This is a genomic window from Amycolatopsis nalaikhensis (genome assembly GCF_030264295.1).
Classification (GTDB): Bacteria; Actinomycetota; Actinomycetes; order Mycobacteriales; family Pseudonocardiaceae; genus Amycolatopsis; species Amycolatopsis nalaikhensis.
Map to the genome: position 1 here is coordinate 8531248 of NZ_CP127173.1, position 22270 is coordinate 8553517.

Here is a 22270-nt window from a genome sequence, read left to right on the forward strand (position 1 = left end):
GTCCCCTTCAGCGCATCAGATGAGAGCAACGTCCCCTTCAGCCCGGCGGGCCCTGCCGGAAGGGGCTCAGGGGCGGACGGCCGCCGAGATGCGTTCGACCACCTGGCGTGGGTCGATGCCCCAGCGTTCGGCCAGTTCCGAGATCGTGGCTCCCGCCGCGTACTCGGCGGCGATCATGCTGTTCACCACGCCTGCCACGCTTCACTCCTCACCCGCAGATGCACGTGCACCCGAGATGCTACATCTTCCCTGCGGACGTCCAGCAAAGTGTTCAGCGGCCGAGGTTCCTGGCCGCGAAACCGCAGCCGATCGCCAGTGCCAGGCACACCGTCGCCAGTGCCACCGCCCAGACCACCCCGGTCGTCGCCGCGAGGTACACCTGGGCCGCCGCGACCACCGCGTACGTCGCCGCCAAGGCTCGCCACGCCCACCCCTCGCGCATCAGCCCCTCCCCCGGCCGGAACCGTTTCGGGCTCGCTCACCGCCCCGTTTCGCCCGGCTCGGTCGCCGGATTCTGGGTATTCGCCCGCGCTCGCGTCGCACTGAACACGGCGTCGAAGATCGGCGTCGGCTCACCGTCGTCGCGCTTCGGCCGCTCGTCCCCCGGAGTGCGCTTTTCCTCTCCCACGCGCCCAGTTTCCGGGGCGACGGCCGATTCCGCTCGGGCAACACCGAAAATCGCCCGGGCGGGGGATCACCCGCGTGGCGGTCGATTTCGGATTTGCCGGACCGCGATAAACGATTTCCCGCACCTCCCATTTCCGCGCTCGCCGGGAATAACCCCGGGTCACGCGGGATTGGACCGGTCATGAAAGCTGTCGTCTTCCGCCGCCACGGCGGCCCCGAGGTGCTCACCCCGGCCGACCGGGCCGTCGCGGATCCCGGGCCCGGCGAGGTCCGCGTCCGGATCGTCGTGTCCGCGGTCAACCCCACCGACTGGAAGCAGCGCAACGGCCGCGGCGCCGAAGCCGGGACCGAGGTCCCCGAGACCGTGCCCAACCAGGACGGCGCCGGAGTCGTCGACGCCGTCGGCCCGGACGTCACCGGTTTCGCGCCCGGCGACCGCGTGTGGCTGATCATCGCCGGCGCCTACGGGCCCGCGTCCGGCACCGCGCAGGAGTACACCGTGCTCCCGGCCGAAAAGCTCGTCCGCCTCCCCGACGGCGTCGGGTTCGACGAAGGCGCCGGGTTCGGCGTCCCCGGGCTGACCGCGCACCGGGCGCTGACCGTCGCCGAAGACGGGCCGTCCCGCCTGTCCCCCGGCGCGCTCGACGGCCGGACCGTCCTGGTCAGCGGTGGCGCCGGCGCGGTCGGCAACGCCGCCATCCAGCTCGCCCGCTGGGCCGGGGCGACAGTCGTCGCCACCGTCAGCAGCGACGCGAAGGCCGCCCTCGCCCGCGCGGCGGGCGCCCACCACGTGCTGCGCTACCCCGATCCGGAGCTGGCCGCGCGGATCCGCGACGTCGCCCCGGACGGCGTCGACCTGGTCGTCGAGGTCGCGGCCGGGGTCAACGCCGCGCTGCACCCGCAGGTGCTGCGCCCGCGCGGCACGGTCGCGGTCTACGGTGACGACCGCGGCACCGGAACCCTCAGCCTCGACTTCGGGGCGAACCTCTGGCTGAACTCGCGCTACCAGTTCCTGGTGCTCTACACGGTCGGCGCGGACAAGCTGCGTGCCGGAGCCGAGGACATCACCGCCGCGATGGCCGACGGCGCCCTGCGGCTCGGCGAAGACCGCGGCGTCCCGGTCCACCGCTTCTCCCTGGCCGACACCGCGAAGGCGCACAGCGCGTCCGAAGAGGGCGTCACCGGGAAGGTGCTGATCGACATCAAGTAACCAAGGCGCGCAGGAGCGCGGCGAGGTCGACGCCGTCGTCGTCGCGGTGGTCACGCCAGCGGGCGAACACCGCCTGCGCCGCCGTCACCAGCTCCGGTGCCAGCCCGGCGTCGGCGGACGCGGCCGCGATCTCGGCCATCTCGCCCTCCCAACGCCAAGCCCGGCGTCCGGCGGAGGTGATCCCGCCGGGCGCGCCGAACGGCGTGTCCGGCAGGACGTCGGCGGCGAGCTCCCGCAGCTCGCCGCCGACACCGTGGCGCTCCGCCAACGCGTGGGCCTGAGCGGCGAGGGCGTAGGTGAGCTTGTTGTAGGAGGCGAACGCGAGCTTGAGCGCCGACGCGCGGCCGACCGGACCGTCAAGCGGCACCACCCGCAGGGCGGTGCCGTCGAACAGGCCCGCGACGCCCGCCGCGGGGCCGGACAGGTAGAGCCGGGTCGTCCCGGCCGTGCGCGGCGGCGGCCCGACGATCCCGCCGTCCACGACCGTCGCCCGGGGCAGGATTTCGCCGATCTCCTCGGCGTGGCGGGGGCTGATCGCGTTGGCGTCGACGTAGGTGCCCGTGAACCCCGCGACGCTCCGGGCGACGTCGAGCGCGGCGGACGGCGGGCAAACGCTGAGGATGACGTCGCACCCGGCCAGCGCGGCCAGGTCCGCGACCTCGGTCAGCCCGGCTTCTTCGGCACGCCGTCGCGTCGCGGGCCCGCGCCCCGCCGAAACCCACGACACCGGATGGCGGTCGGCGAGCAGCCCGCCGATCGCGGCCCCCATCGCCCCCGGGTGCAGCAACCCGATCGAAGTTCCCATGGCCCCATGATCGGTCAGGACGCGCGGACCGGCTCACCGATTTCGCCGGACAGCTCCCGACCGGCTCGCAGATGCCGCGAAGCCTCGGCGTCGCGCCCCGACGCGGCACAGGCCGAGCCGAGTCCGGTCAGCGCCCGGGCTTCCTGGGCGCGGTAGCCGATGCGCCGTGCGGTCGTCAGGGCGACGCCGTGCGCCGCCGACGCGGCCGCCGGGTCGCCGAGCGCGAGGCTGGCCGCACCGAGGCTGTTGGCCGCCATCGTCAGCAGCAACGGGTGGTTGAGCCGCGCGAGGATCGCGCACGCGCGTTCGGCGTGGTCGTGCGCCTCCGCCGCGCGGCCCGCCGCCAGCAGCACCTCCGCGCAGTCGATGCGGCTCCACGCCTCCCCGAACGCGTACCCCGACTCGACCGCCGTCCGCACCGCTTTCTCCGCCACCGCAAGGGCTTCCGGGAACCGGCCGAGCCGGGCCAGCACCAGCCCGAGCTGGGCCGACGCCAGGATCGCGCCGTCACCGTCGCCCAGTTCCTCGCGGATCGCCCCGGCCCGCGACGCCGACGTGAGCGCGTCCTCGAACTGCCCCCGCACCTCCTGGGCGTTGCTCAGGTTGCCCCAGACCAGCGCGGCGACCGCGTGGCTGCCCGTCTCCCCCGCCAGCACCAGCGCCTGCCGGTAGTCCCGGACCGCGTCGGCGTACCGGCCGAGCATGCCGTGCAGCGCGCCCATCCGGGCGAGAGCCGCTGCTTCGGCCGCGCGGTCCCCGGACTCACGGACCAGCCGCAGCCGTTCGGCCGTCGCGTCCACGGCTTCGGTGAGCCGTCCGGTTTCCCAGTGCGCCGTGGTGAGGTTCGCCAGGCTCAGCTGCCGGGCGTCCGGGTCGCCCAGCCGCGCCGCGGCCCGGACGCCCGCGTGGGCCAGCGCGGTCAGCTCGTCGCGGTGGCCGCGCTCGCGCAACGCCGCCACGGCGCGGTCGGCGATCCGCCAGGCGTGGTCGTTCCGGCCCGTCTCGAGGGCGGACTCGGTGGCCGCGACGAGGTTGGCGCGCTCGGCGGCGAACGGCAGCTCGGCATCGCGGTAGTGGTCCAGCAGGCGATCGAGGGCCGCCGCGGTCTCGGCCGGGTCCGCCTCCGCCCGCGCGTGTTCGGCGATGAGATCGTGGAAGCCGTAGCGGTCCGGGGCGGGCTGCCGCAGCAGGTGCGCGTCGAGCAGGTCCTCCAGGAGCCGCTCGGCCTCGGTGACGTCCGTGCCGTACAGCGCGGCCGCCGCGGCCACCGCGAAGTCGCCACCCGGGTGGGCGCCCAGCACCCGGAACATCCGCCGCTGCGCGGGCGTGAGATCCCGGTAGGACAAGGCGAAGGCGGCCGCGACGTCCCGGCCGCCCGCGCGCAGCTCGCCCAGCCGCCGCCGTTCGGAGCCGAGCCGCGCCACCAGGTCGGCGGGTGTCCACAGTGGACGTGCCTGGAGCCGGGCGGCCGCGATCCGCAGCGCCAGCGGCAGGTACCCGCACAGCTTCGCGACGTCGCCGCCGGACCGGCCGCCCGCCGCGGCGGCGAACAGGGCCTCGGCTTCGGACGGCGGCAGCACGTCGAGGCTGATCGCGGTCGCGCCGTCGACGGCCGCCAGCCGCCGCCGTCCGGTGACCAGCACCCCGACGGCCGGGCCGCCGGGCAGCAGCGGCACCACCTGCGCGGCGTCGGCGGCGTTGTCGAGCACCACGAGCAGACGGCGCCCGGCGACCCTCGACCGCCACAGCGCGGCTCGCTCGTCGAGCCGGTCGGGCTGGCGGCTCGCGGGCAGGCCGGTCTGCAGCAGCAGGGCCGAGAGCGCGGCTTCGGCGGGCAGCGGGTCACGACCCGGGGTGTGGCCGTGCAGGTCCACGAACAACTGCCCGTCCGGGAAGCCGGGCGCCGCTCGATGCGCGACGCGGACCGCGAACGCCGTCTTCCCGACCCCGGCCATGCCGTCGACGGCCACCGGCCGCCCGGCGCGCAACGCCTCGAGCGCGCGGGTCACCTCGGCCGCGCGGCCGGTGAAGTCCGGCACGTCGTACGGCAGGAAACACCGTCCCGGCACGGGTTCCTCGTGCAGGAGCTGTTCGTACAGCGCGCGCAGCGCCGCGCCCGGCGTGATCCCGAGCTCCTCGGCCAGCCGCCGTTTCGCGCGCTGGTAGACGTCGATCGCGTCGGCTTGGCGCCCCGCGCCGTGCAGGGCCCGCATGAGCAGCCCGACGAGTCCTTCACGCAGCGGGTGCTCGGAAACCAGCGCGCTCAGCTCGGCGACGACGTCGGCGGGACCGGCTTCGACGTCGGCGGCCAGGCAGCGCTCCAGCACGGCCAGCCGTCGTTCCTCAAGGCGTTCGGCGTCGGGGCGCAGCGCGGCGCTGTCCACCCCGGCGAGCGCGGGACCGCGCCAGCAGGCCAGCGCCTCCCGGAATTCGCCGCGGGTGGCGTGTTCCTCGAACGCGTCGAGGTCGAACGCGCCGGGCCGCAGGGTGAACCCGGGGCCGTCGGCGGTGAGGACGTCGTCGCCCGCCCCGGCCGCGACGAGCGTGCGGCGCAGGGCCGTGGTGAGGTTGCGGACCTGCCGCACCGCCGTCGCCGGGGGTTCGCCGTCCCACACGACGTCGACCAGCCGCGCGACCGGCACCACCCGGCCGGCGCCGAGCAGCAGCGCCGCCAGGATGCGTTCCTGCCGCGGCCCGGACGGCCCGATCGGCCGCCCGCCCGCCAGCACTCGCACCGGCCCCAGGACGCGGAACTCCATGGCTCACCCCGCGGGCGAGGTTAACCGGCCCGCGCGCGGCACCGGTGCGGAAGTGATGCAGCTGTGATGCACCGGCCGGGCAGTGTCCGGGGCCGGACCACGACGGACACCGGAGGAACCAGATGCGCAAGTGGGGTTACGCGGCCTTGACGACGGCGCTGGCCGCGGCGGTGCTCGCCACGCCGGCCGCGGCCGCCGACGGCGAGCAGGCCGGGGGTGGCGGGCACGACTGCCGGCGGGCGTTCGACCACGCCGTGTGGGAGGACATGGACAGCTACAACAAGCGCGACGCCGACCGCTACCGCGCGATCATCCACCGCGACATGGTCACGGTGGGCCGCCGCGGCAACCTCTACATCGGCTACGACGCGAACGTGAACCCGGTGCTGGAGCAGTTCAAGGTGCCATACGAGTACTCGATGCCGTGGACGGTGGTGCACACGGTGGTCGAGAACTGCCAGATGGGCTTCGCGATCCTGGACGCGCACTACCTCGAGCCGTCGCACGGCATCGACCGGCACTACACGATCAGCCTGACGCTGGTGCACGACCGCGGCCGGTGGCAGGTGGTGAAGGACACGGTGACCGACGTCGTGCCCTGACCGGGGGTGGGCACGGGCTGAAGGGGACGTTCATCGCGTCTGATGCGCTGAAGGGTCCTTTCCTCGCATGTGATGCCAGGAAAGGACCCTTCAGCCCGCTCCGGACCCGGGGGAGGAAGGCGCGGGCCGGTGGTACTCCCCACACCGGCCCGCGCCGATCCGGCCGTTCCCGGCCACCGCCGTGACCGCACGCTCTACGATCGCCCGCGGAGGTGGCTGTGGAGCCGTTGGGTCCGGGTGAGCCGGCGCAGGTGGGGCGGTACCGGCTGCTCGCGGCGGTCGGCGAGGGCGCGATGGGCCGGGTGCTGCTCGGCGTCGCGCCCGACGGCAGGCTCGCCGCCGTCAAGCAGGTGCACCGGCACTTCGCGCACGACCCCGGATTCCGCGAACGGTTCCGCCGCGAAGTCGACGTCTCGCGGCTGGTCTCCGGCGCCTACACCGCGGCGGTGATGGACGCCGACGCGCACGCGCCGACGCCGTGGCTCGCTTCGGTGTTCGTCGCGGGACCGTCGCTGCAGGAAGCCGTCGACGCGACCGGGCCGCTGCCGCCGTCCGCGGTGCGGCACCTGGCCGCCGGGCTGGCGTCGGCGCTGGCCGGCATCCACCGGGCCGGGCTCGTGCACCGGGATCTCAAGCCCGCCAACGTCCTGCTCACCGACGACGGCCCCCGCGTCATCGACTTCGGCATCGCCCGCGCCGCCGAGGGCGGCACCGACCTGACCCACACCGGCGTCATCCTCGGCTCGCCCGCGTTCATGTCGCCGGAGCAGGCCGACGGGCGGCCGCTGACCCCGGCGAGCGACGTCTTCTCGCTCGGCGCGCTGCTCGTCCTCGCCGCGACCGGGCGCAGTGCCTTCGCCGGGGCATCGGCTCCACAGTCGCTCTACAACGTCGTCCACACGCACCCGGACCTGCGGGGCCTGCCGCCGGAGGTCCGTGCACTCGCGGAGCCGTGCCTCGCCAAGGATCTCGCCCGGCGGCCGACGCCCGCGCGGCTGCTCGAGCTGCTCGGCCCGCTGCCGCCGGTCCAGCACCCGTGGCCGCCCGCCGTGCACGCGCTCGTCGCCCGTCACCAGGCCGAAGTCGCGGCTGTCGTGAAGAAGCCGCCGAAGCCGCGGCGGCGGGGGCTGCGCGTCGCGCTCGCCGCGGCGGCGGCCGTGGTCGTCGTGGGCGGCACGATCACCGCGATCACGCTCACGAGCGGCGACGACGGCGCGACCGCCGCGCCCGCGAGCACGCCCGCCCCGGCCCCGGTGGCCACGACGTCCGCGCCGAACCCGGACCCGCTGGGTCCGGACAAGCTGCGTGGCGTCGACCTCTGCCAGGTGCTGCCGTCGGTGCCCGGCGTCGGCACGCTCACCCCGAAGATCGACGTCCACCTCTTCGAGTGCACCTACGAGACGAAACAGGGGCAGTGGCTGGACCTGGCCGTCGGCGGGCCGGTGACCGCCGACGGCACGCCGTCCGGGGACCTCGAAGGCCTGCCGCTCGCCATCGACGAGAAGAACGGCGGCTGCACCGCCTCGGTGGCGGTCGTCGGCCGCCCGGACACGACCATCGCCGTCGAAGCCGAGGGCTCGGCCGCGAAGTTCGCCAAACCGTGCGACGCGGCGAAAGCGGGCCTCGCCGAAACGATCAAACGCCTTCGCGCGGGCAACGCGAGCCCGCCCGCGGCGCGGGGAAGCCTGGCCCCGGTGGACCCCTGCGCCCTCGTTTCCCCCGCGGCCGCGCAACCGATCGTCGGGCCGGTCACCAAGGTCGAACCACGCGGGCTGCACGCCTGCGAGTGGCAGGTCGACGGCCGCGTCTCCCTGTCGCTCGAGCGCGGCACCCGGCCGTTCCAGTCGAAGGACGCCTACTACGACTCGGCCGGGACCGTCGACCTCGGCGGCGTCACCGCGTACTTCACCACCAAGCGGTTCCCCGGCCAGGTGAGCTGCGACCTGACCTGGGCGCACCGGCAGCTCGACGAAGACTCCGCCGAAAACGTCGTCATCGGCTACTCCGCGGCCGGCGGCTCGCGCACCCCCGAGGAGGTCTGCCGCCACGTGCGGGACTTCGCCAAGGCGGCCCGGACCGGGCTGCCGAAACCGTGAAGCCACTGGAGCCGGGGGACGCCCGGCAAGCCGGGAAGTACCGCCTCGTCGCCGCGCTCGGCGAAGGCGGCATGGGCCGCGTCCTGCTCGGCGTCGCCCCGGACGGCCGCCTGGTCGCGCTGAAGCAGGTGCACGCCGAGTTCGCGCGCGACGCCCGCTTCCGCACCCGGTTCCGGCAGGAAGTGCAGGCGTCGCAACGGGTGTCCGGCGCGTACACCGCCGCTGTCATGGACGCCGACCCGGACGCCGAAACTCCTTGGCTGGCTTCGGTGTTCGTCACCGGGCCGTCGCTGAAGGAGGCCGTCGAAGCGACCGGGCCACTGCCGGTCGAATCCGTGCGGCGGCTCGCCGTCGGGCTGGCGACGGCGCTCGCCGAGATCCACCGGGTCGGCCTGATCCACCGCGACCTCAAGCCCGGCAACGTCCTGCTGACCGGCGACGGCCCGCGGGTGATCGACTTCGGCATCGCCCGCGCGGCCGAGGGCGGCGCCGAGCTCACCGGCACCGGCGGCATCGTCGGCTCGCCCGCGTTCATGTCCCCCGAGCAGGCCGAAAGCCGTCCGCTGACGCCCGCGAGCGACGTCTTCTCCCTCGGCGGGCTGCTGGTGATGGCCGCGACCGGGCGTGGCCCGTTCGCCGGGACGACGACCGCGCAGCTGCTCTACAACGTCGTGCACGCCGTCCCCGACCTGACAGCGGTGCCGCCGGAGGTCCGCGCGCTCATCGAGCCGTGCCTGGCCAAGGACCCGGCCCGGCGGCCGACCCCGCAGCGGATCCTCGACTTCCTCGGCCCGGTGGCGCCCGGCACGCGGCCGTGGCCACCGGCGGTGCACGAGCTGATCGGAGCACAGGAGGCCGCCGTCCGGACGGTGCTGTCGTGGCCCGCTCCCCCGCCGGCGCCCGCGCCGCCCCGGCGTCGCCGCCGCTGGGTGCCGGTGGCCGCCGGGCTGGCCGCCGTCGCCGCGCTCGCCGCCGGTGCCCTGGTCGCGGTGAAGGTGACCGGCGCCGGAGCCGAGGTCCCGAACGCGAACCTCGACCCGGTCAGCCTGGACACGCTGCGGCGCACCGATCCCTGCCGGGTGCTGGCCGACGTATCGGTCGGCGGTGCCGGGACCTTGAAGGCGCCGAACACCGACTACCCCGACATCGACCGCTGCGACTACCGCGCGCGCTCCGGCGCGACGGTGACCCTCCGGCTGGGCCAGGAGTTCACGGTCCTGAACGCCCAGCCGCCCGGCAACCTCGACGGCAGGCCGGTGGTGCTCAGCACAGTCGGAGGCAGCACGTGCGAGGCGACGCTGCGGCTGCCGGCCCAGCCCGGGCTGGGCGTGACGACCGTCGCCGACACGTGCGAATTCGCCCAGGCCGCCCTCGGCGAGGCCGTCGAACGGATCCGCGAGGGCAATTCCCGGTTCGACCTCCCGCCCGGTTCCCTGCTGCCGCTGGACCCGTGCGCACTGGTCGAACCGGCCACGATCGGCCGGGTCGGGACGGGCACGCTCACCCGGATGCGCGACTGCGAGTGGTCCGGCAAGCCGTCGGCGGGACTGGTGTTCGACCGGACGGCGGACGTGCCGGCGGAGGGCACCCCGGTCGACCTCGGCGGCGTCACGGCGACCCGGCGCGCGCTCGGCGAGTCGTGCGTGGTGACCTGGCGCCACCGGCAAGCCACCGAACGGCTGGCCGAGCACGTCCGGATCACCGCGGGCACCACCGGCGGCGACCCCTGCGACACCGCCGTGGCGATGGGCAAAGCGCTCATCGCCAAGCTGCCGAAGCCCTGACTTCAGCCGGTCGTGATGCGCAGGCCGCGGCGCAGCGCGTCGACCTCGTCGGCGAACATCCGGCGTGAGATCCGCGCGGTCTCGACCAGGCCCGAGCCGTGGAACGTGCCCGGGTAGTGGCGCAGTTCGACGTGCACGCCCGCGTGCGCGAGCCGTTGCGCGTACTGGATCCCCTCGTCGCGCAGCGGGTCGAACTGGCAGGTCGTGACGAAGGCGGGCGGCAGCCCCGCCAGGTCCGTGGCGCGTGCCGGGGCGGCGTACGGCGAAACGTCGTCGCCGCCGGGTTCCGCGCCGAGGTAGCTGGTCCAGCTGAAGATCGCGTTGGGCCGGTTCCACAGCGGCGTGTCGGTGTAAGCCCGCATCGACGGCGTGTCCAGGCGGTCGTCCAGCTCCGGGATGCCGAGGTACTGGAAGCACAGCGCGGGGCCGCCGCGGTCGCGGGCGAGCAAGGCGACGGCGGCGGAGAGGCCACCACCGGCGCTCTCCCCGGCGACGCCGAGCCGCGTCGGGTCGATGCCCAGCTCGGCCGCCTTGGCTTCGACCCACTTCAGGGCCGCGTAGCAGTCTTCGACCGGGGCCGGGAAGGGGTGTTCGGGGGCCAGCCGGTAGTCGACCGAGACGATCACGATGCCCAGCTCGTCGACCAGCTTCAGCAGGGAGGCGTGGAACATCTCGAGGTCGCCGAGGACGAACCCGCCGCCGTGGATGTAGAGCAGGCCGGGCACGGCGCCGGTGCGGTCCGCCGGGGAGTAGACGCGGACCGGGACGTCCGGCGCGTCGGCCGGGCCGGGCACGGTCGTGTCCCGGAAGTCGACGGGGTGGACCGGCTCGTAGGCAGGCAGGACGTCGGTCAGCTGGCCCATCGAGGAGCGGGCGGCGACCAGGCTGTCGTAGTCGGTCAGGGCCACCCCGGGGAGCATGTCCAGCCAGGGCAGGAGCTCGGGATCGATCGCGTAGGTCATGGACCGATCTTGGGCCGCGAAGGCGGGGCGCGGCCACCGCCACGCGGCGGGCGTTGCGGCGGCGGACCTCGCCATCCGGCGGCGGACGCGCCTATCGTGACGGCATGAAAGGCCTGCTGCTGAGGCTGTCCGGGCTCGACGCCGACGCCGAGAACGCCGTGCGGGTGATCGGGTTCTTCGACCGCCTGATCGCCGGGCGCGCCGGTCTGGACGCGCTGGTCCGCAGCACGGCCGACCTCGCGGGCTGCCCGGTGGGCGTGCACGCGCCGGGCCAGGGGCTGTCGCTGCGCGCGGAGCCGGAGTCACCGGTCGAAGCGGCGGGCGCACCGCCGCCGGGCGCGGCGACGCGCGAGCTCGAGGGTGGCGTGGTGGTGTGGGTGGCGCGGACGGGAGCGCCGATCCCTCTCGACGACATGCTGCTGGAAAGGTTCGCGATCGCCACGGCGATCCTGCTGGAGCACACGGGCGTGCCCCGGCCCGAGCTGGGCGACCCGGCGTTGGTGGAGCTGGTGCTGTCCGAGGACGCGGGCACGGCTGAACGCGCCAGGGCGTTGCACCTGCTGGGCATCGGGCCATCGACGCGGCTGCGGGTGCTGGCGGTCGTGGGGGCGGGTTCGTTCGCCGGGCGGTCGGCGGTGCTGGGATCCGTCCGGGCAGTGCTGGCGACCGAGTTGCCGGGTTACTCCGGCACCGACGCGGCTGCTGGGCGGGCCAACGGACTGCTGGACGGCGGCCGAACCGGCGCGGGTCCGGCCACGCCCCGGAACTCGCCGCCAGCATCGCTGACCGACGGCGGCCGAACGGGCGCCGCTCCGAGCACGCCCCGGAACCCGCCGCCCGCATCCCTCGCCGACGGCCGCCGAACGGGCGCCGGTCCGGCCGTGCCGGGTGACCTGTCGCCCGCATTGCTCGCCGACGGCGGGCGGGCGGGCATCGGCCCCGAGGTGGCGGCCATCGACGCGGCCCGCTCCTGGACCGCCGCCCGGACGGCGCTGCGGTTCACCGCCACCGCGGAACCCGTGGTGTGGTGGGAAAACCTCGGCGTCCTCGCCGCCCTCGACGGTCAGCCCGGCCTCGCCGAATTCGCCGACGTCCAGGCCCTCGACCGGCTCGCCGCGGAGTCCGGCGACACGCTCGCCACCCTCACCGCGTTGTGCGCGACCGGCTCGGCCCGCAAAGCCGCCGCCGTGCTGCACCGCCACCACAGCACCATGCCCGCCCGGCTCGCGCGTGCCGAAGCCGTGCTGGGGTTCGAGGTCGACTCCCCTGCCGGACGCTTCCGCCTGCACCTCGCCCTCATGGCGCGGCGGCTGCGGGACAACGCCGACCTCAGCTGACCGTCCTCAAAGGACTCCGCGACCGCCGCACCAGGTCCTCCGCCGCCGCGGACCACGCCGGGTACTCGAACGCGAACCCCGCCTCCAGCAGCCGCCCCGGCACCACGCGACGGCTCTTCAGCAGCAGCTCGGGATCACTCCGCAGCACGAACGCGCCGATCCCCGCCATCCACCTCGTCGCGGGCAGTCCGAAAGGGACACCCGCGGCGGCCCGCAGCGCACGCAGGAACTCCCGATACGGCAACGGCTCCGGCGCCGCCAAGTTCACCGGCCCGCTCACCTCGTCACGCGTGACGAGGAAGTCGATCGCCCGGACGAGGTCGTCCTCGTGGATCCACGACATGTACTGCGCCCCGCCCGCGACCGGACCGCCCAGCCCGAGCCGCGTCAACCGCAGCAGCATCTCGAACGCGCCGCCGGGCTCCGGGCTCATCACCATCGCCGTCCGCAACGCGACCTTGCGCGTGCGCGGCGTGTCCGCCCGCTCCTGCTCGCGTTCCCACGCCCGCGCGATGTCGACGCTGTACGCCCAATACGGCGGGACACCCGGTTCGTCACCGCCGAGGATGCCGGTCGTTTCGTCGTTCGGGGCGTCGTGGCGGTGGGCGTAGATCGTCGCCGTGCTCATCTGCAGCCACACACCCGGCGGCCGCGCGGCCCGCTCGATCGCGCCGCCGACGACACGCGCCGAGTCGATGCGCGAGTTCCACATCTCCCGCAGGTTTTCCTTGGTGTACCGGCAGTTCACCGACCGGCCCGCCAGGTTGAGCACGACGTCGCAGCCGTCGATCTCACCCGTCCACGGCCCGGCGCTGCGCCCGTCCCACCGCACGTACCGCACGCTCGGCTCCGGCCCGGCTTCGCGCCGGGTCAGCACGACGACTTCGTCTCCCCGCGCGGCCAGCACGCGGCTCAGCACCCGGCCCAGATGACCGGTGCCGCCCGGAATCACGACCTTCACCCACCCACCGTACCGCAGAGTTGAACGTGTTCAACTCTCCCGGGCGCTTTCGATGAGGTCGAGCAGCGTCCGCAGGGCACGGCTCGGCCGCTTCGCCCCCGCCGTGACGAGGTTCAGTGGCCAGTCCAGCCCGGCGCCCGCCAGCGGCCGCACGGTGAGGTCCGGTTCGTCCGGCGCGGGCAGGTCCGGCACCACCGCGAGCCCGAGCCCGGCCCGGACGTATCCGGGCACCGTGCGCAGGTCGGCGACCTCGACGGTGACCCGCCGCGGCACGCCGGCGGCGTCGAACGCGCGGTCCATGGCGACGCGGTTGCCGAACCCCCGCGGCGTGTCGATGAACGACTCGCCGGCCAGGTCCGCGAGCCGCACCGCGCGCCGCGCCGCCAGCCGGTGGTCCGCCGGCAGCACCACGACGAACGGGCGCGTGTCGACGCGCAGCACGTCGAGCCCCGCGAGGTCGGTTTCGGGCAGGCCCACGAGCGCGGCGTCGAGCCTGCCCTGGCGGACCTCCCCCGCCAGGCCGGTCGACCCGGTGATCGAGACGGTCACGTGGATGTCGACGAGGGGGTAGCGCCGGTGGAACGCCCCGAGCAGCGCGGGCAGGTCCACGCCGCCGATCGACGTCAGCGTGCCGATCCGGAGGCTGCCGCGCAGGCCTTCCGACGCCTCCTGGACGGTCGCGCGCGCCCGTTCGAGCGCCTCGATCGCGCTCTTGGCCTCCGGCAGGAACGCGGCACCCGCCGGCGACAGCGCGACCCGGCGGGTGGACCGGTCGAACAGCCGGGTGCCGAGCTCGGTCTCGAGGGCCCGGACGGCGGCCGACACCGTGGACTGCACGGCGAACATCCGCTGCGCGGCCCGGGTGAAGCTGAGTTCCTCGGCCACGGCGACGAAGTACTCGAGCTGACGCGTCTCCATGCCCTCAATCTATCGCCTCAGTCGATAACTGGGACCAGGACTTTTCGTTGGACTTGCTGAGTCGGCGGGGACATCGTGGAGGGAGAAGATCCCGAAACACCCGGAAGGTCCCGATGACCGTCACCCTTTCCCCGGCCCGGTTCCGCGTGAGCCACGGCCTGGGTTTCCGCGTCGTCGCGGTCGCGTTCGCGACGGCGCTCGCGTTCTCCACCGTCCCGACGCCCCTGTACGCGCTTTACCAGCGGCGGGACGGCTTTCCCCCGTTCGTCGTCACGGTGGTCTTCGCCGCGTACGCGGTCGGGGTGATGCTGAGCCTGTACCTGGCCGGGCACGTCAGCGACTGGCTGGGGCGGCGCCGCGTGCTGCTCGCCGGACTGCTCGCCGAAGCGTTCGCCGCGGCGTTGTTCCTGCTCTGGCCGGAGGTGCCCGGCCTGGTCATCGCGCGGCTGGTCAGCGGCGCCGGGATCGGCGCGATCACCGCGACGGCCACCGCGCACCTGTCCGAGCTGCGTGCCCAGGCCCGGCCGGACGAAGACCTCGGGCGCTCCGGGCTCGTCGCGACGGTGGTGAACGCGGGTGGCCTCGCGCTCGGCCCGCTGGTCGGCGGGGTGTTCGCGCGGTACGCCGACCACCCGCTTTCCACGCCGTACGCGGTGTTCCTCGTGGTCCTGCTGCTGGAAGCGATCGCGGTGAGCCTGGTGCCGGAAACGGTCGAACGCCGGGAGGAGCGCCCGGCGTACCGGCCGCAACGGTTGTCGCTGCCGCACGCCGCCCGGGCGCGGTTCGCCGGGGCCGCGATCGGCGTGTTCGCGGCGTTCGCCCTCAGCGGGCTGTTCATGGCGCTCGCACCCGCGTTGCTGAGCCAGGAACTGCACGAGCCGTCGCGGCTGGTCGCCGGGCTGGCGCCGTTCGCCATGCTGGGCAGCGCCGCGCTCGCGCAGATCGGGTTCGCGCGCGTCGGCACGCGGCCGCAGCTGTGGTCCGGCTACGTGCTGATGGCGACGGGTTTGGTGCTGCTGGCGGTGGCGGCGTTCACCGCCGACCTCCCGTTGTTCTTCGGCGCCAGCGTGCTGGCGGGCGCTGGGTTCGGGCTGGGGTTCCGGGCGTCGGTCGCCGCGGTGGCCGCGCTCGCGGACGACCTCACCCGCGGGGAGGTGCTGGCCGCGCTCTTCCTTGCCGCGTATGCGGGTCTGGTGCTGCCGGTGCTGGTGGTCGGGCTCGCGATGCTCGTCGCCTCCGGGGCGGTGGTGCTCGCCGGGTTCGCGGCGCTGGAACTCGGGTTGCTCGGCTACTCCGCGCGGCGGACGCTCGCCCGGGCTTAGAGTCTTCGGATGACCGCCGCAGCGGGAGGGTCGATCGTCACCGGCGTCGACGGGTCGGCCGAGTCGCTCGACGCCGTCCGGTGGGCCGCTCGCGCCGCCCGGCTCCGGGGCGCGCCGCTGGACATCGTGCACGCCCTCGACCTGCCGGCCCTCCTCGCCGGTGGCGTGGTGCCCCCGCCCGAAGAAATGGTGGACGCCCTCCGGGCCCGCGGTCGACGTGCGCTGCGGACCGCGCGGGAACTCGCCGTCGCACAGGGCGTCTCCGACGTCACGACCCGGCTCGACTCGGACCGCGCCGCGCAGGCGCTCATCGAGGCGTCGCGCACCGCGGCGCTGCTCGTCGTCGGCGCGGCGGGGCACGGGAGGTTCACGAGCCTGCTCGCCGGGTCGGTCGCGGCGGCCGTCGGGACGCACGCGCACTGCGACACGGTCGTGGTGCGCGGGGACAGCTGGGACGAGCCGGACGCGGCCGGACGCCCGGTCGTCACCGGCATCGACGGCAGCGAAGCCGGTACCCGCGTCCTCGAAGTCGCGCTCGCCGAGGCGGGCCTGCGTCGCGCTCCCCTCGTCGTGCTGCACGCGTGGGCGGACACGCCGCCGCCTCACGACGACCCGCGCAGCATGACCGATGCCGGACGACGCCTGCTCGACGAGCGGATCCTCGCGCACGAGACCGGCGACGTCGCCGTCGAGCAGGTCGTGGTCCGGGCCCACCCGCGCCGGGAGCTGGTCGAGCGCAGCGCGGCCGCGCAGCTCGTCGTGCTCGGGGACCGCGGCCGTGGTGGGTTCCCCGGCCTGCTGCTCGGCTCGACCGGTCAGGCGCTGCTGCACCACGCGGCCTGCCCCGTGCACCTGGTCCGGACCACGGCCTGAGGGAGAAGCGGGACGGAAGCGGGGCCCGGCAGGATGGGCCGGGACGACTGGGAGGACCCATGAAGACTGCGGTGCGCGCCGGGCTGACGGCACTGGCGCTGGCGCTGGCCGGGACGACGCTGCTGGCGGCGCCCGCCGACGCGGCGACGATCAAGCAGGTCACGAGCACGTGCCACGACGGCGACTTCGGCGGCACGTTCACACTGCGCTACGAAACCTCCGGCGGCTACCACCGCCCGATCGGGGCGATCACGACGTCGGGGCCGTACATCGGCGACTCGGGAACGCGGCTGATGCGCATTTCGTACCGCGAAGGGGTTACGACGCGCACGATCTACACGAGGTTGAGCGCGGCGACGAACGGCGAGCAGGCAGAGGCGTTTCCGACGGGCCTGACGATCCCGATGACGGCTCGCGGCACGGCATCGACGACGTTCGACAGCGGCACGGCGACCTGCACGGCGACGGTCCCGATCAGCTGACCCGGGGGTTGCGGGGCGGCGGCTGGCGGGGTAGGTCTCGGCGCGGCATCAGCTCAGCCGGGGCCCGGTCCGCGGTCGAGGGCCGCCCGCACGGAGCGCGGCGCCGGGCTGGTTCGACCCGCTCGCGACCCCGGCCGAGCGCCACCCGGACCCCGGCCGCGCGGCATCCGCGCGTGCCCCCTCGCGGGCGACCGATCACGTCACCCAGGCTCAGCCGACTCCGCGTCCAAAGCCGCCCGCAGGATCGCCCGCGCCGAACCGGCCAGCACCTCCGCCGCCCGGTCGCGATCCAGCCCGCCGATGTCCACCAGCCACACCAACGACTCGATGCCCGTCGCCGACCGGATCGCGACCGCGAGACCGTGCACGTCGATCCCCGGATGCGTTGCGGCCAGCGGCTCCAGCGCCTCCTCGATCCACCGCACGGCCCGCCCCCGCCGCAGCACCGGCCGACTCGACCCCGGCTCCAGCGACAACCTCAGCTGAGCGCGCAACTGCGGCTCCCACCGCCGCGTGAAGCCGATGAACTCCCGCATCACCAAGTCCAGGCGCGCGACCGGATCGTCGGGCGCGTCGACCGGCAGCAAGCTCGCGTCGTCCTGGATCTCGGGGTACGCCGCCAGCAGCAGCTCGCGCTGGTTCGGGAAGTACCGGTACGCCGTGGTGCGGGAAATCCCCGCCGCCTCGGCCGCGTCCTCCACCGTCGGGGAGCGGCCCTCCGCGAGCAACGCGTGCGCGGCCGTCACCAGCGCCGTCTTCGTCCGGCCCTTCTGCCTGCTTCTGCCCGTGGACTCATATGGCACCTCCATGCCATCATGGTACTCACGTCCCACGAAGGAGGCGGCCATGACCGCTGATCCAGCCGACACGAACCCGGACCTCTACCGGGTCGTCTTCGAAAACGAGCGGGTGCGCGTCCTCGAGTACCTGGACCGCCCGGGCGACCGCACGGCGCCGCACCGGCACCCGGACTCCGTCATGGTCACGATCAGCTCCTTCAGCCGCCGCATCTCCGCCGGTGGCCGTGAGGTGCGCGTCGACCTGCCCGCCGGACAGGTGCGCTGGCTCTCCGCCCAGGAGCACTCCGGGGAGAACGTCGGCACCACGCCGACGCACTCGATTTTCGTCGAGCTGAAGGAACCCGGCGGCGCCGTCGCGGGCGCCGCACTCGGCCCCGAATGAACCCAGCCCTCAGCGCGCGACCAGCCGCTCCTCCGCCTCACGCCCCTCGAGCCGGAACAGCGAACCCACCGCCGCGAGGTCCAATGCGCGCCGCACGACGTGGGATGGCTTCAGCACCAGCTCGATCCCCGCGTCCGCGCAGCGCGCTCGCAAGCGGCCGAGCGCCGCCACGCCCGTCACGCCGCAGAAACCGACGCCGAGCAGATCCACCACTACTCGCCGCGGCGCTGTTTCCAAGACCCGGTCCAGCTCCTCTTCGAGCCGGGGCCGCGTGGTCATGTCGATCTCGCCCGTCACGGTCACCTTGGCCGTGCCCGGCCGGGGCTCCGCGGTCGTCACCGTCAGCAGCAGGGCGGACAGCTCACTCATCCGAGGCTTCTCCCTTCCACGCGCGTACGTCCGTGATCGACTCCTACCCGCTTCGCGCCGCCGCCAAACCCGTGCCCTGTCCGGGAAATCCCGATTTCCGGGGTTATCCCCCCGGTGCCCGGGAATGCGCTGGACCCGGCCACCGGTTCCACCCCGGGAACCACGGCGCTGACGAAGGGGGCACCGCGCGTGTTCCGTCACACCAAGCTCCTGCAGTTCGAAGCCAAACCCGAAAAGCCCGACCCCGTCTACGCCCACAAGCTCCAAGAACTCATCGGCGGCGCCTTCGGCGAAATGACCGTCACCATGCAATACCTGTTCCAGGGCTGGAACTGCCGGATCGAAGGCAAGTACAAGGACCTCATCATGGACACCGCGACCGAGGAGATCGGGCACGTCGAGATGCTCGCCACCATGGTCGCCCGGCTGCTGGAAGGCGCTCCGGCGACAGCCACCGCCGAAGCCGTCAAGGACCCCGTGATGGCCGCGATGATCGGCGGCATGGACGTCCAGCAGGCCATCGTGGCCGGCGGTGGCGCGCTCCCCGCCGACAGCAACGGCACGCCCTGGAACGGCAAGTACATCATCGCCTCCGGCAACCTCCTGGCCGACTTCCGCGCGAACGCCGCCGCCGAAGCGCAGGGCCGGCTGCAGACCGCACGGCTCTACAACATGACCGACGACCCCGGCGTCAAGGCGATGCTGCAGTTCAACCTCGCCCGCGACACGGTGCACCAGCGGCAGTGGCTCGCCGCGATCGAGGAGCTCGAAGCCGACGGCCTCGAGGGCGAAATCGCGCCGAACGCGTTGCTCGACGAAGAAGACCAGACCCACAACAACACGATCTGGGGTCTGTCCGACGGACCCGACGGCCCCCGCGGCGGCTGGACCACCGAGGCGGGCATCGAATACCTCACCGACCCCAAGCCGCTCGGCGGACCCGGCACCGCGCCCAAGCCCGACCCGGCGCTCTACGGCACCTACGCCCCGCTGCAGGACGCCAAGGGCACCCTCAAGGGAAAGGCCAAGCAGGCCAAGAACAAGGCCAAGTGACGGCACGGGCCCGGTGTGTGCGACGCACCGGGCCCGCGCCGCACTACCAGCCGGGCGACGCCACCGGCCGCACCGGCACCCCGCCCCGCGCCGAACCCAGGTCGGTGAGCGCGACCCGTTCCAGCCCGTTGCCCTCGCCGCCGTCGCTCGTCACCGCCAACGCCAGCGTGTTGCGGCCGTGGGCGTCCAGGACCCCGGTCGGCAACGCGAACGTGTGCTGCGGCCCCACATCCGCGACGTACTGGCCGACGTTCCAGCCGTTGAGGAAGATCAGCACCCGGTACCGGCCACCCGACCGGGGCTTCGCCGGGTCGCCGAGCGTCAGCCCGATCGAGGTGTCCTGTCCGGCCGGCACCCGCAGGTCGAACGTCGTGCGGTACCACGTCGTCCCCGGCGCGGCGGTCGCCGACGGCACTTCTGCCGGAGCCCAGCCGCGGTCCGGGAAGCCGGGCAGGTGCCAGCCCGCTCGCTCGCCCGCCAGGCCTCCGTTGTTCAGCGGCCCGCGCACGGGGTCGGCCGTCCCGCCCTGGATCTTCCACACCACGCCCGGCAGTGACGTCGAGATCAGCCCGCGTCCCTCCTTGTGCGCGTCGTTGACGCCGCCGTCCTCGTTGTGGCCGTCGTTCCGCACCATCACCGACAGCACGTGCGGTCCTTCGCCGCGCAGGGCGGGCGGCACCGGGAACGTCGCCGTGCCGGTCGTCGGCGGTGCGGCCAGCGCCGACGGCAGGACGTCCTGGCCGAGGTACTGCCCGTCGAGCCACGCCTGGACCATCCCGGCGCCGCCACCGCCGTAGCGCAGGCTGACCTGCTCCCCCGGCGTGCCGCTGAACCGCCCGCGGTACCAGACGTCGCCGACGCCGAAGCCGTAGTCGTCCGCGGTCAGGACCGGCTGGCCGGACGGCGGCGGGGTGGTGCTGTTCGTGGTCGTGTGGTCCGCGGCCGTCCACGCCGAGTCGTCGTAACCCGGGTCCGCTTCCGGGGAGCCGGGGGCGGAGCGCCAGCCGGTGAGCGCGGGCAGCCGCGGGTCGGCGGGGCCCGGCAACGGCCGGAGCGCGAGCAGGCTGCCGGAAGCCGTCGGCCGCATCGGCACCGCCGTGCCGTTCCAGCGCATCACCGGGCCGCGGGCGCCCCACACTTCGAGGTCCCTCGACCCCTTGGTGTCGCCGGTCAACGACGACCCTTGCGCGGTCCGCACCAGGTCCGGCCCACGCACGAGCAGACCCGAAGCCAGCCAGAACGTGTCGGCGGTGGCGTCGTCGGCGAGCAGCAGCGTGACGGCCGGGCGGCCGCCGCCGCTGATCCGGACCCGGGCCAGCCCGTCGTGCCGGTAGCCGAGTTTCAGGTCGTTCCCGGTCCAGGTGGCGGTGACGTTCCCGGCGAGGACGTCCACCCGCGGGCGCGTCGCGTACCGGAGCACCGTCTCGCCGTCCTCGCCCGGCCTGCCGTGCAGCAGCACGGCCCCGGCGGCCTGGGCCATCAGCTCCGACGTCGAGTACACCAGGTGCTGGCCCGCGACGTCGAAGTTCGCCACCAGCTGCTTGGCGTCCTGCCCGGCCAGCCGCAGCGGCACCGTGTAGTCACCGTCCGGTGTGAACAGCGGGAACGTGAACGTGTCGTCGGTGACCACAGTGGACGGTGAGTGCATCGGCACATACAAATGAACACCGGTGTCCGGGTTGACGTTGTGGTACACCTTCACCGCCGCCGACGACGGCGTCACCGGCGCCGCGCGGTCCATTTTGGCCACATCGGGCACGGCCGCGAGGAAGTAGCCCAGCTCCTTCATCGTCAGCGCCTTGGGCCGCAGCTGACGGCCTTCGTCGATCGCCGCGCCGTAGTCGTACGACGAGTACACGACCGGGGCGGGCAGCCAGCCCCACGACGTCCCGCCGAACGTCATGTAGAAGTTCTGGAGCGTCAGGCCGTTCGCCAGGTTGGTGCCGTAGAACACGCGCTCGTAACCCGGCCCCTGCCGGACGGCGGTGCACGGGTAGGTGCCGTTGCTACCCCAGTAGTCGAACCAGCCGCCGCCGAACTCCGCGACGAACCCCGGGGTGTTCGGCGACGCGCTCGCGCCGCCCTTCGCGCCACCCGGCCCGTAGGTGCCCCAGTCCGGCGCCGCGTTCGGGCTGCCCGGTGTCGCGTCCGTCCGGCAGGTGCCGCCGGGGTAGCCGTCGAAGGCATAGAGGTCGACCTTGCCCGGCACGGTCCCGGGCACGCCGGAGTCCGCGGGCACCCAGATCCCGTTGCGGCCCTTGTCGTTGTGGAACACCGGCACGTCGATGCCGTCGGCGCGCACCTTGTCGTAGAGGTGCGCGACGTAGTTGCGCTGCGCCGTCCCGGTGGCCGCCAGCTCGTTCTCGATCTGGTACAGGATCACCGGGCCGCGGCCGTCGGTGTACTGGTGCCGCCCGATGATCCGGTCGATCCGCGTCAGCCACTCGTCGGCGGCCGCGAGGTAGTCCGGCGCGTCGCCGCGGGCGCGTCCGGCCTGCGTGCTCAGCCAGGCGGGGAACCCGCCGCCGGTGACCTCGGCGTTGATGTAGGGGCCGGGCCGCGCGATGACATACAGCCCGGCTTCGGCGGCGAGGTCGAGCACCCGGTCCATGTCGCGTACGCCGGTGAAGTCGTAGACGCCCGGCGCCGGCGAGTGGTAGTTCCAGTCGAAGTAGATCGAGACCGCCGTGTAGCCGGTGGCCTTCATCTTCTGCAGCACGTCGCGCCAGAGGTCCGGGCTGGGCAGCCGGAACGGGTGGAACTCGCCCGACCAGACGACCTGGCGGCGGCCGTCCAGCATGAGCGAATACTTGTCGAACGTGACCTGGTGCTTCGGCGGCTCGGCGGTCGCCGCCGGCGCGGCACACAACCCGGCCGCGACGAGCAGGGCGGCCACCGCGGTGAGGACTCGGCGCATCGGTTTTCCCT

At 74.0% G+C, this 22270-nt stretch carries 20 protein-coding genes; 10 read left to right on the top strand and 10 right to left on the bottom strand.

Going from position 1 to position 22270, the window contains the following annotated elements; genetic code table 11:
• Positions 1-66: 66 nt before the first annotated feature.
• Positions 67-198 (bottom strand): hypothetical protein, encoded by a 132-nt coding sequence (locus tag QP939_RS41430; RefSeq protein WP_285452082.1) that lies wholly within the window; start codon positions 196-198, stop codon positions 67-69.
• 73 nt (positions 199-271) lie between these two features.
• A complete protein-coding gene (locus QP939_RS41435; RefSeq protein ID WP_285452083.1) occupies positions 272-442 on the bottom strand; it encodes a hypothetical protein in 171 nt (56 codons plus the stop codon).
• 366 nt (positions 443-808) lie between these two features.
• Here QP939_RS41435 and QP939_RS41440 point away from each other — a divergent pair, with 366 nt between their 5' ends.
• On the top strand, positions 809-1837 hold the full coding sequence (locus QP939_RS41440) for an NADPH:quinone reductase (RefSeq protein WP_285452084.1): 1029 nt from the start codon (positions 809-811) through the stop codon (positions 1835-1837).
• Here QP939_RS41440 and QP939_RS41445 read toward each other — a convergent pair.
• Positions 1830-2642: an NAD(P)-dependent oxidoreductase gene (locus QP939_RS41445; protein WP_285452086.1), complete on the bottom strand. Its 813-nt coding sequence runs from the start codon at positions 2640-2642 to the stop codon at positions 1830-1832. The two genes, QP939_RS41440 and QP939_RS41445, sit on opposite strands and share 8 nt — an antisense overlap.
• A gap of 14 nt (positions 2643-2656) precedes the next feature.
• Entirely contained in the window at positions 2657-5401 is a 2745-nt protein-coding gene (locus QP939_RS41450; RefSeq protein WP_285452087.1) for an AfsR/SARP family transcriptional regulator, read from the bottom strand.
• Positions 5402-5523: 122 nt separating this feature from the next.
• Here QP939_RS41450 and QP939_RS41455 point away from each other — a divergent pair, with 122 nt between their 5' ends.
• From QP939_RS41455 to QP939_RS41465, 3 genes are all read left to right on the top strand, one after another.
• A complete protein-coding gene (locus tag QP939_RS41455) occupies positions 5524-6003 on the top strand; it encodes a hypothetical protein (RefSeq protein WP_285452088.1) in 480 nt (159 codons plus the stop codon).
• Between the two features lie 218 nt (positions 6004-6221).
• Positions 6222-8099, top strand: coding sequence for a serine/threonine-protein kinase (locus QP939_RS41460; RefSeq protein WP_285452089.1), 1878 nt, complete (start codon positions 6222-6224; stop codon positions 8097-8099).
• Entirely contained in the window at positions 8096-9883 is a 1788-nt protein-coding gene (locus QP939_RS41465) for a serine/threonine-protein kinase (RefSeq protein WP_285452091.1), read from the top strand. Before QP939_RS41460 ends, QP939_RS41465 begins: the two co-directional genes overlap by 4 nt.
• A gap of 2 nt (positions 9884-9885) precedes the next feature.
• Here the strand turns inward: QP939_RS41465 and QP939_RS41470 are convergent, their stop codons facing one another.
• Positions 9886-10845 carry an alpha/beta hydrolase gene (locus tag QP939_RS41470; RefSeq protein ID WP_285452092.1) on the bottom strand — a complete coding sequence of 320 codons (960 nt, stop codon included), beginning with the start codon at positions 10843-10845 and terminating at the stop codon, positions 9886-9888.
• 104 nt (positions 10846-10949) lie between these two features.
• Here QP939_RS41470 and QP939_RS41475 point away from each other — a divergent pair, with 104 nt between their 5' ends.
• Positions 10950-12182, top strand: coding sequence for a PucR family transcriptional regulator (locus QP939_RS41475; RefSeq protein ID WP_285452093.1), 1233 nt, complete (start codon positions 10950-10952; stop codon positions 12180-12182).
• Here QP939_RS41475 and QP939_RS41480 read toward each other — a convergent pair.
• Together QP939_RS41480 and QP939_RS41485 are read right to left on the bottom strand one after the other, a co-directional pair.
• Positions 12175-13143 (bottom strand): TIGR01777 family oxidoreductase, encoded by a 969-nt coding sequence (locus QP939_RS41480; RefSeq protein ID WP_285452094.1) that lies wholly within the window; start codon positions 13141-13143, stop codon positions 12175-12177. The genes QP939_RS41475 and QP939_RS41480 overlap by 8 nt on opposite strands.
• A gap of 30 nt (positions 13144-13173) precedes the next feature.
• A complete protein-coding gene (locus QP939_RS41485) occupies positions 13174-14061 on the bottom strand; it encodes a LysR family transcriptional regulator (protein ID WP_285452095.1) in 888 nt (295 codons plus the stop codon).
• Positions 14062-14174: 113 nt separating this feature from the next.
• Between QP939_RS41485 and QP939_RS41490 the strand changes: the two genes are divergently transcribed.
• From QP939_RS41490 to QP939_RS41500, 3 genes are read left to right on the top strand one after another with little or no spacing between them, the layout of a single operon-like run.
• Positions 14175-15383: an MFS transporter gene (locus QP939_RS41490; protein ID WP_285452097.1), complete on the top strand. Its 1209-nt coding sequence runs from the start codon at positions 14175-14177 to the stop codon at positions 15381-15383.
• A 9-nt stretch (positions 15384-15392) separates the two neighbouring features.
• Positions 15393-16256, top strand: coding sequence for a universal stress protein (locus QP939_RS41495; RefSeq protein WP_285452099.1), 864 nt, complete (start codon positions 15393-15395; stop codon positions 16254-16256).
• Positions 16257-16315: 59 nt separating this feature from the next.
• Positions 16316-16738 (top strand): hypothetical protein, encoded by a 423-nt coding sequence (locus QP939_RS41500; RefSeq protein ID WP_285452101.1) that lies wholly within the window; start codon positions 16316-16318, stop codon positions 16736-16738.
• A 200-nt stretch (positions 16739-16938) separates the two neighbouring features.
• Here the strand turns inward: QP939_RS41500 and QP939_RS41505 are convergent, their stop codons facing one another.
• On the bottom strand, positions 16939-17547 hold the full coding sequence (locus tag QP939_RS41505) for a TetR/AcrR family transcriptional regulator (RefSeq protein ID WP_285452102.1): 609 nt from the start codon (positions 17545-17547) through the stop codon (positions 16939-16941).
• A 37-nt stretch (positions 17548-17584) separates the two neighbouring features.
• On the opposite strand from QP939_RS41505, the gene QP939_RS41510 reads away from it, so the two are divergent.
• Positions 17585-17920 (top strand): cupin domain-containing protein, encoded by a 336-nt coding sequence (locus QP939_RS41510; RefSeq protein ID WP_285452104.1) that lies wholly within the window; start codon positions 17585-17587, stop codon positions 17918-17920.
• A 9-nt stretch (positions 17921-17929) separates the two neighbouring features.
• On the opposite strand, the gene QP939_RS41515 is transcribed toward QP939_RS41510, so the two are convergent.
• Positions 17930-18289 (bottom strand): STAS domain-containing protein, encoded by a 360-nt coding sequence (locus tag QP939_RS41515; RefSeq protein ID WP_285452106.1) that lies wholly within the window; start codon positions 18287-18289, stop codon positions 17930-17932.
• Between the two features lie 189 nt (positions 18290-18478).
• Between QP939_RS41515 and QP939_RS41520 the strand changes: the two genes are divergently transcribed.
• Complete coding sequence (locus tag QP939_RS41520; protein ID WP_285452108.1) at positions 18479-19342, top strand: manganese catalase; 864 nt, start codon at positions 18479-18481, stop codon at positions 19340-19342.
• Between the two features lie 43 nt (positions 19343-19385).
• Here QP939_RS41520 and QP939_RS41525 read toward each other — a convergent pair whose 3' ends face one another.
• Positions 19386-22259: a beta-galactosidase gene (locus QP939_RS41525; protein WP_285452110.1), complete on the bottom strand. Its 2874-nt coding sequence runs from the start codon at positions 22257-22259 to the stop codon at positions 19386-19388.
• Positions 22260-22270 lie beyond the last annotated feature (11 nt).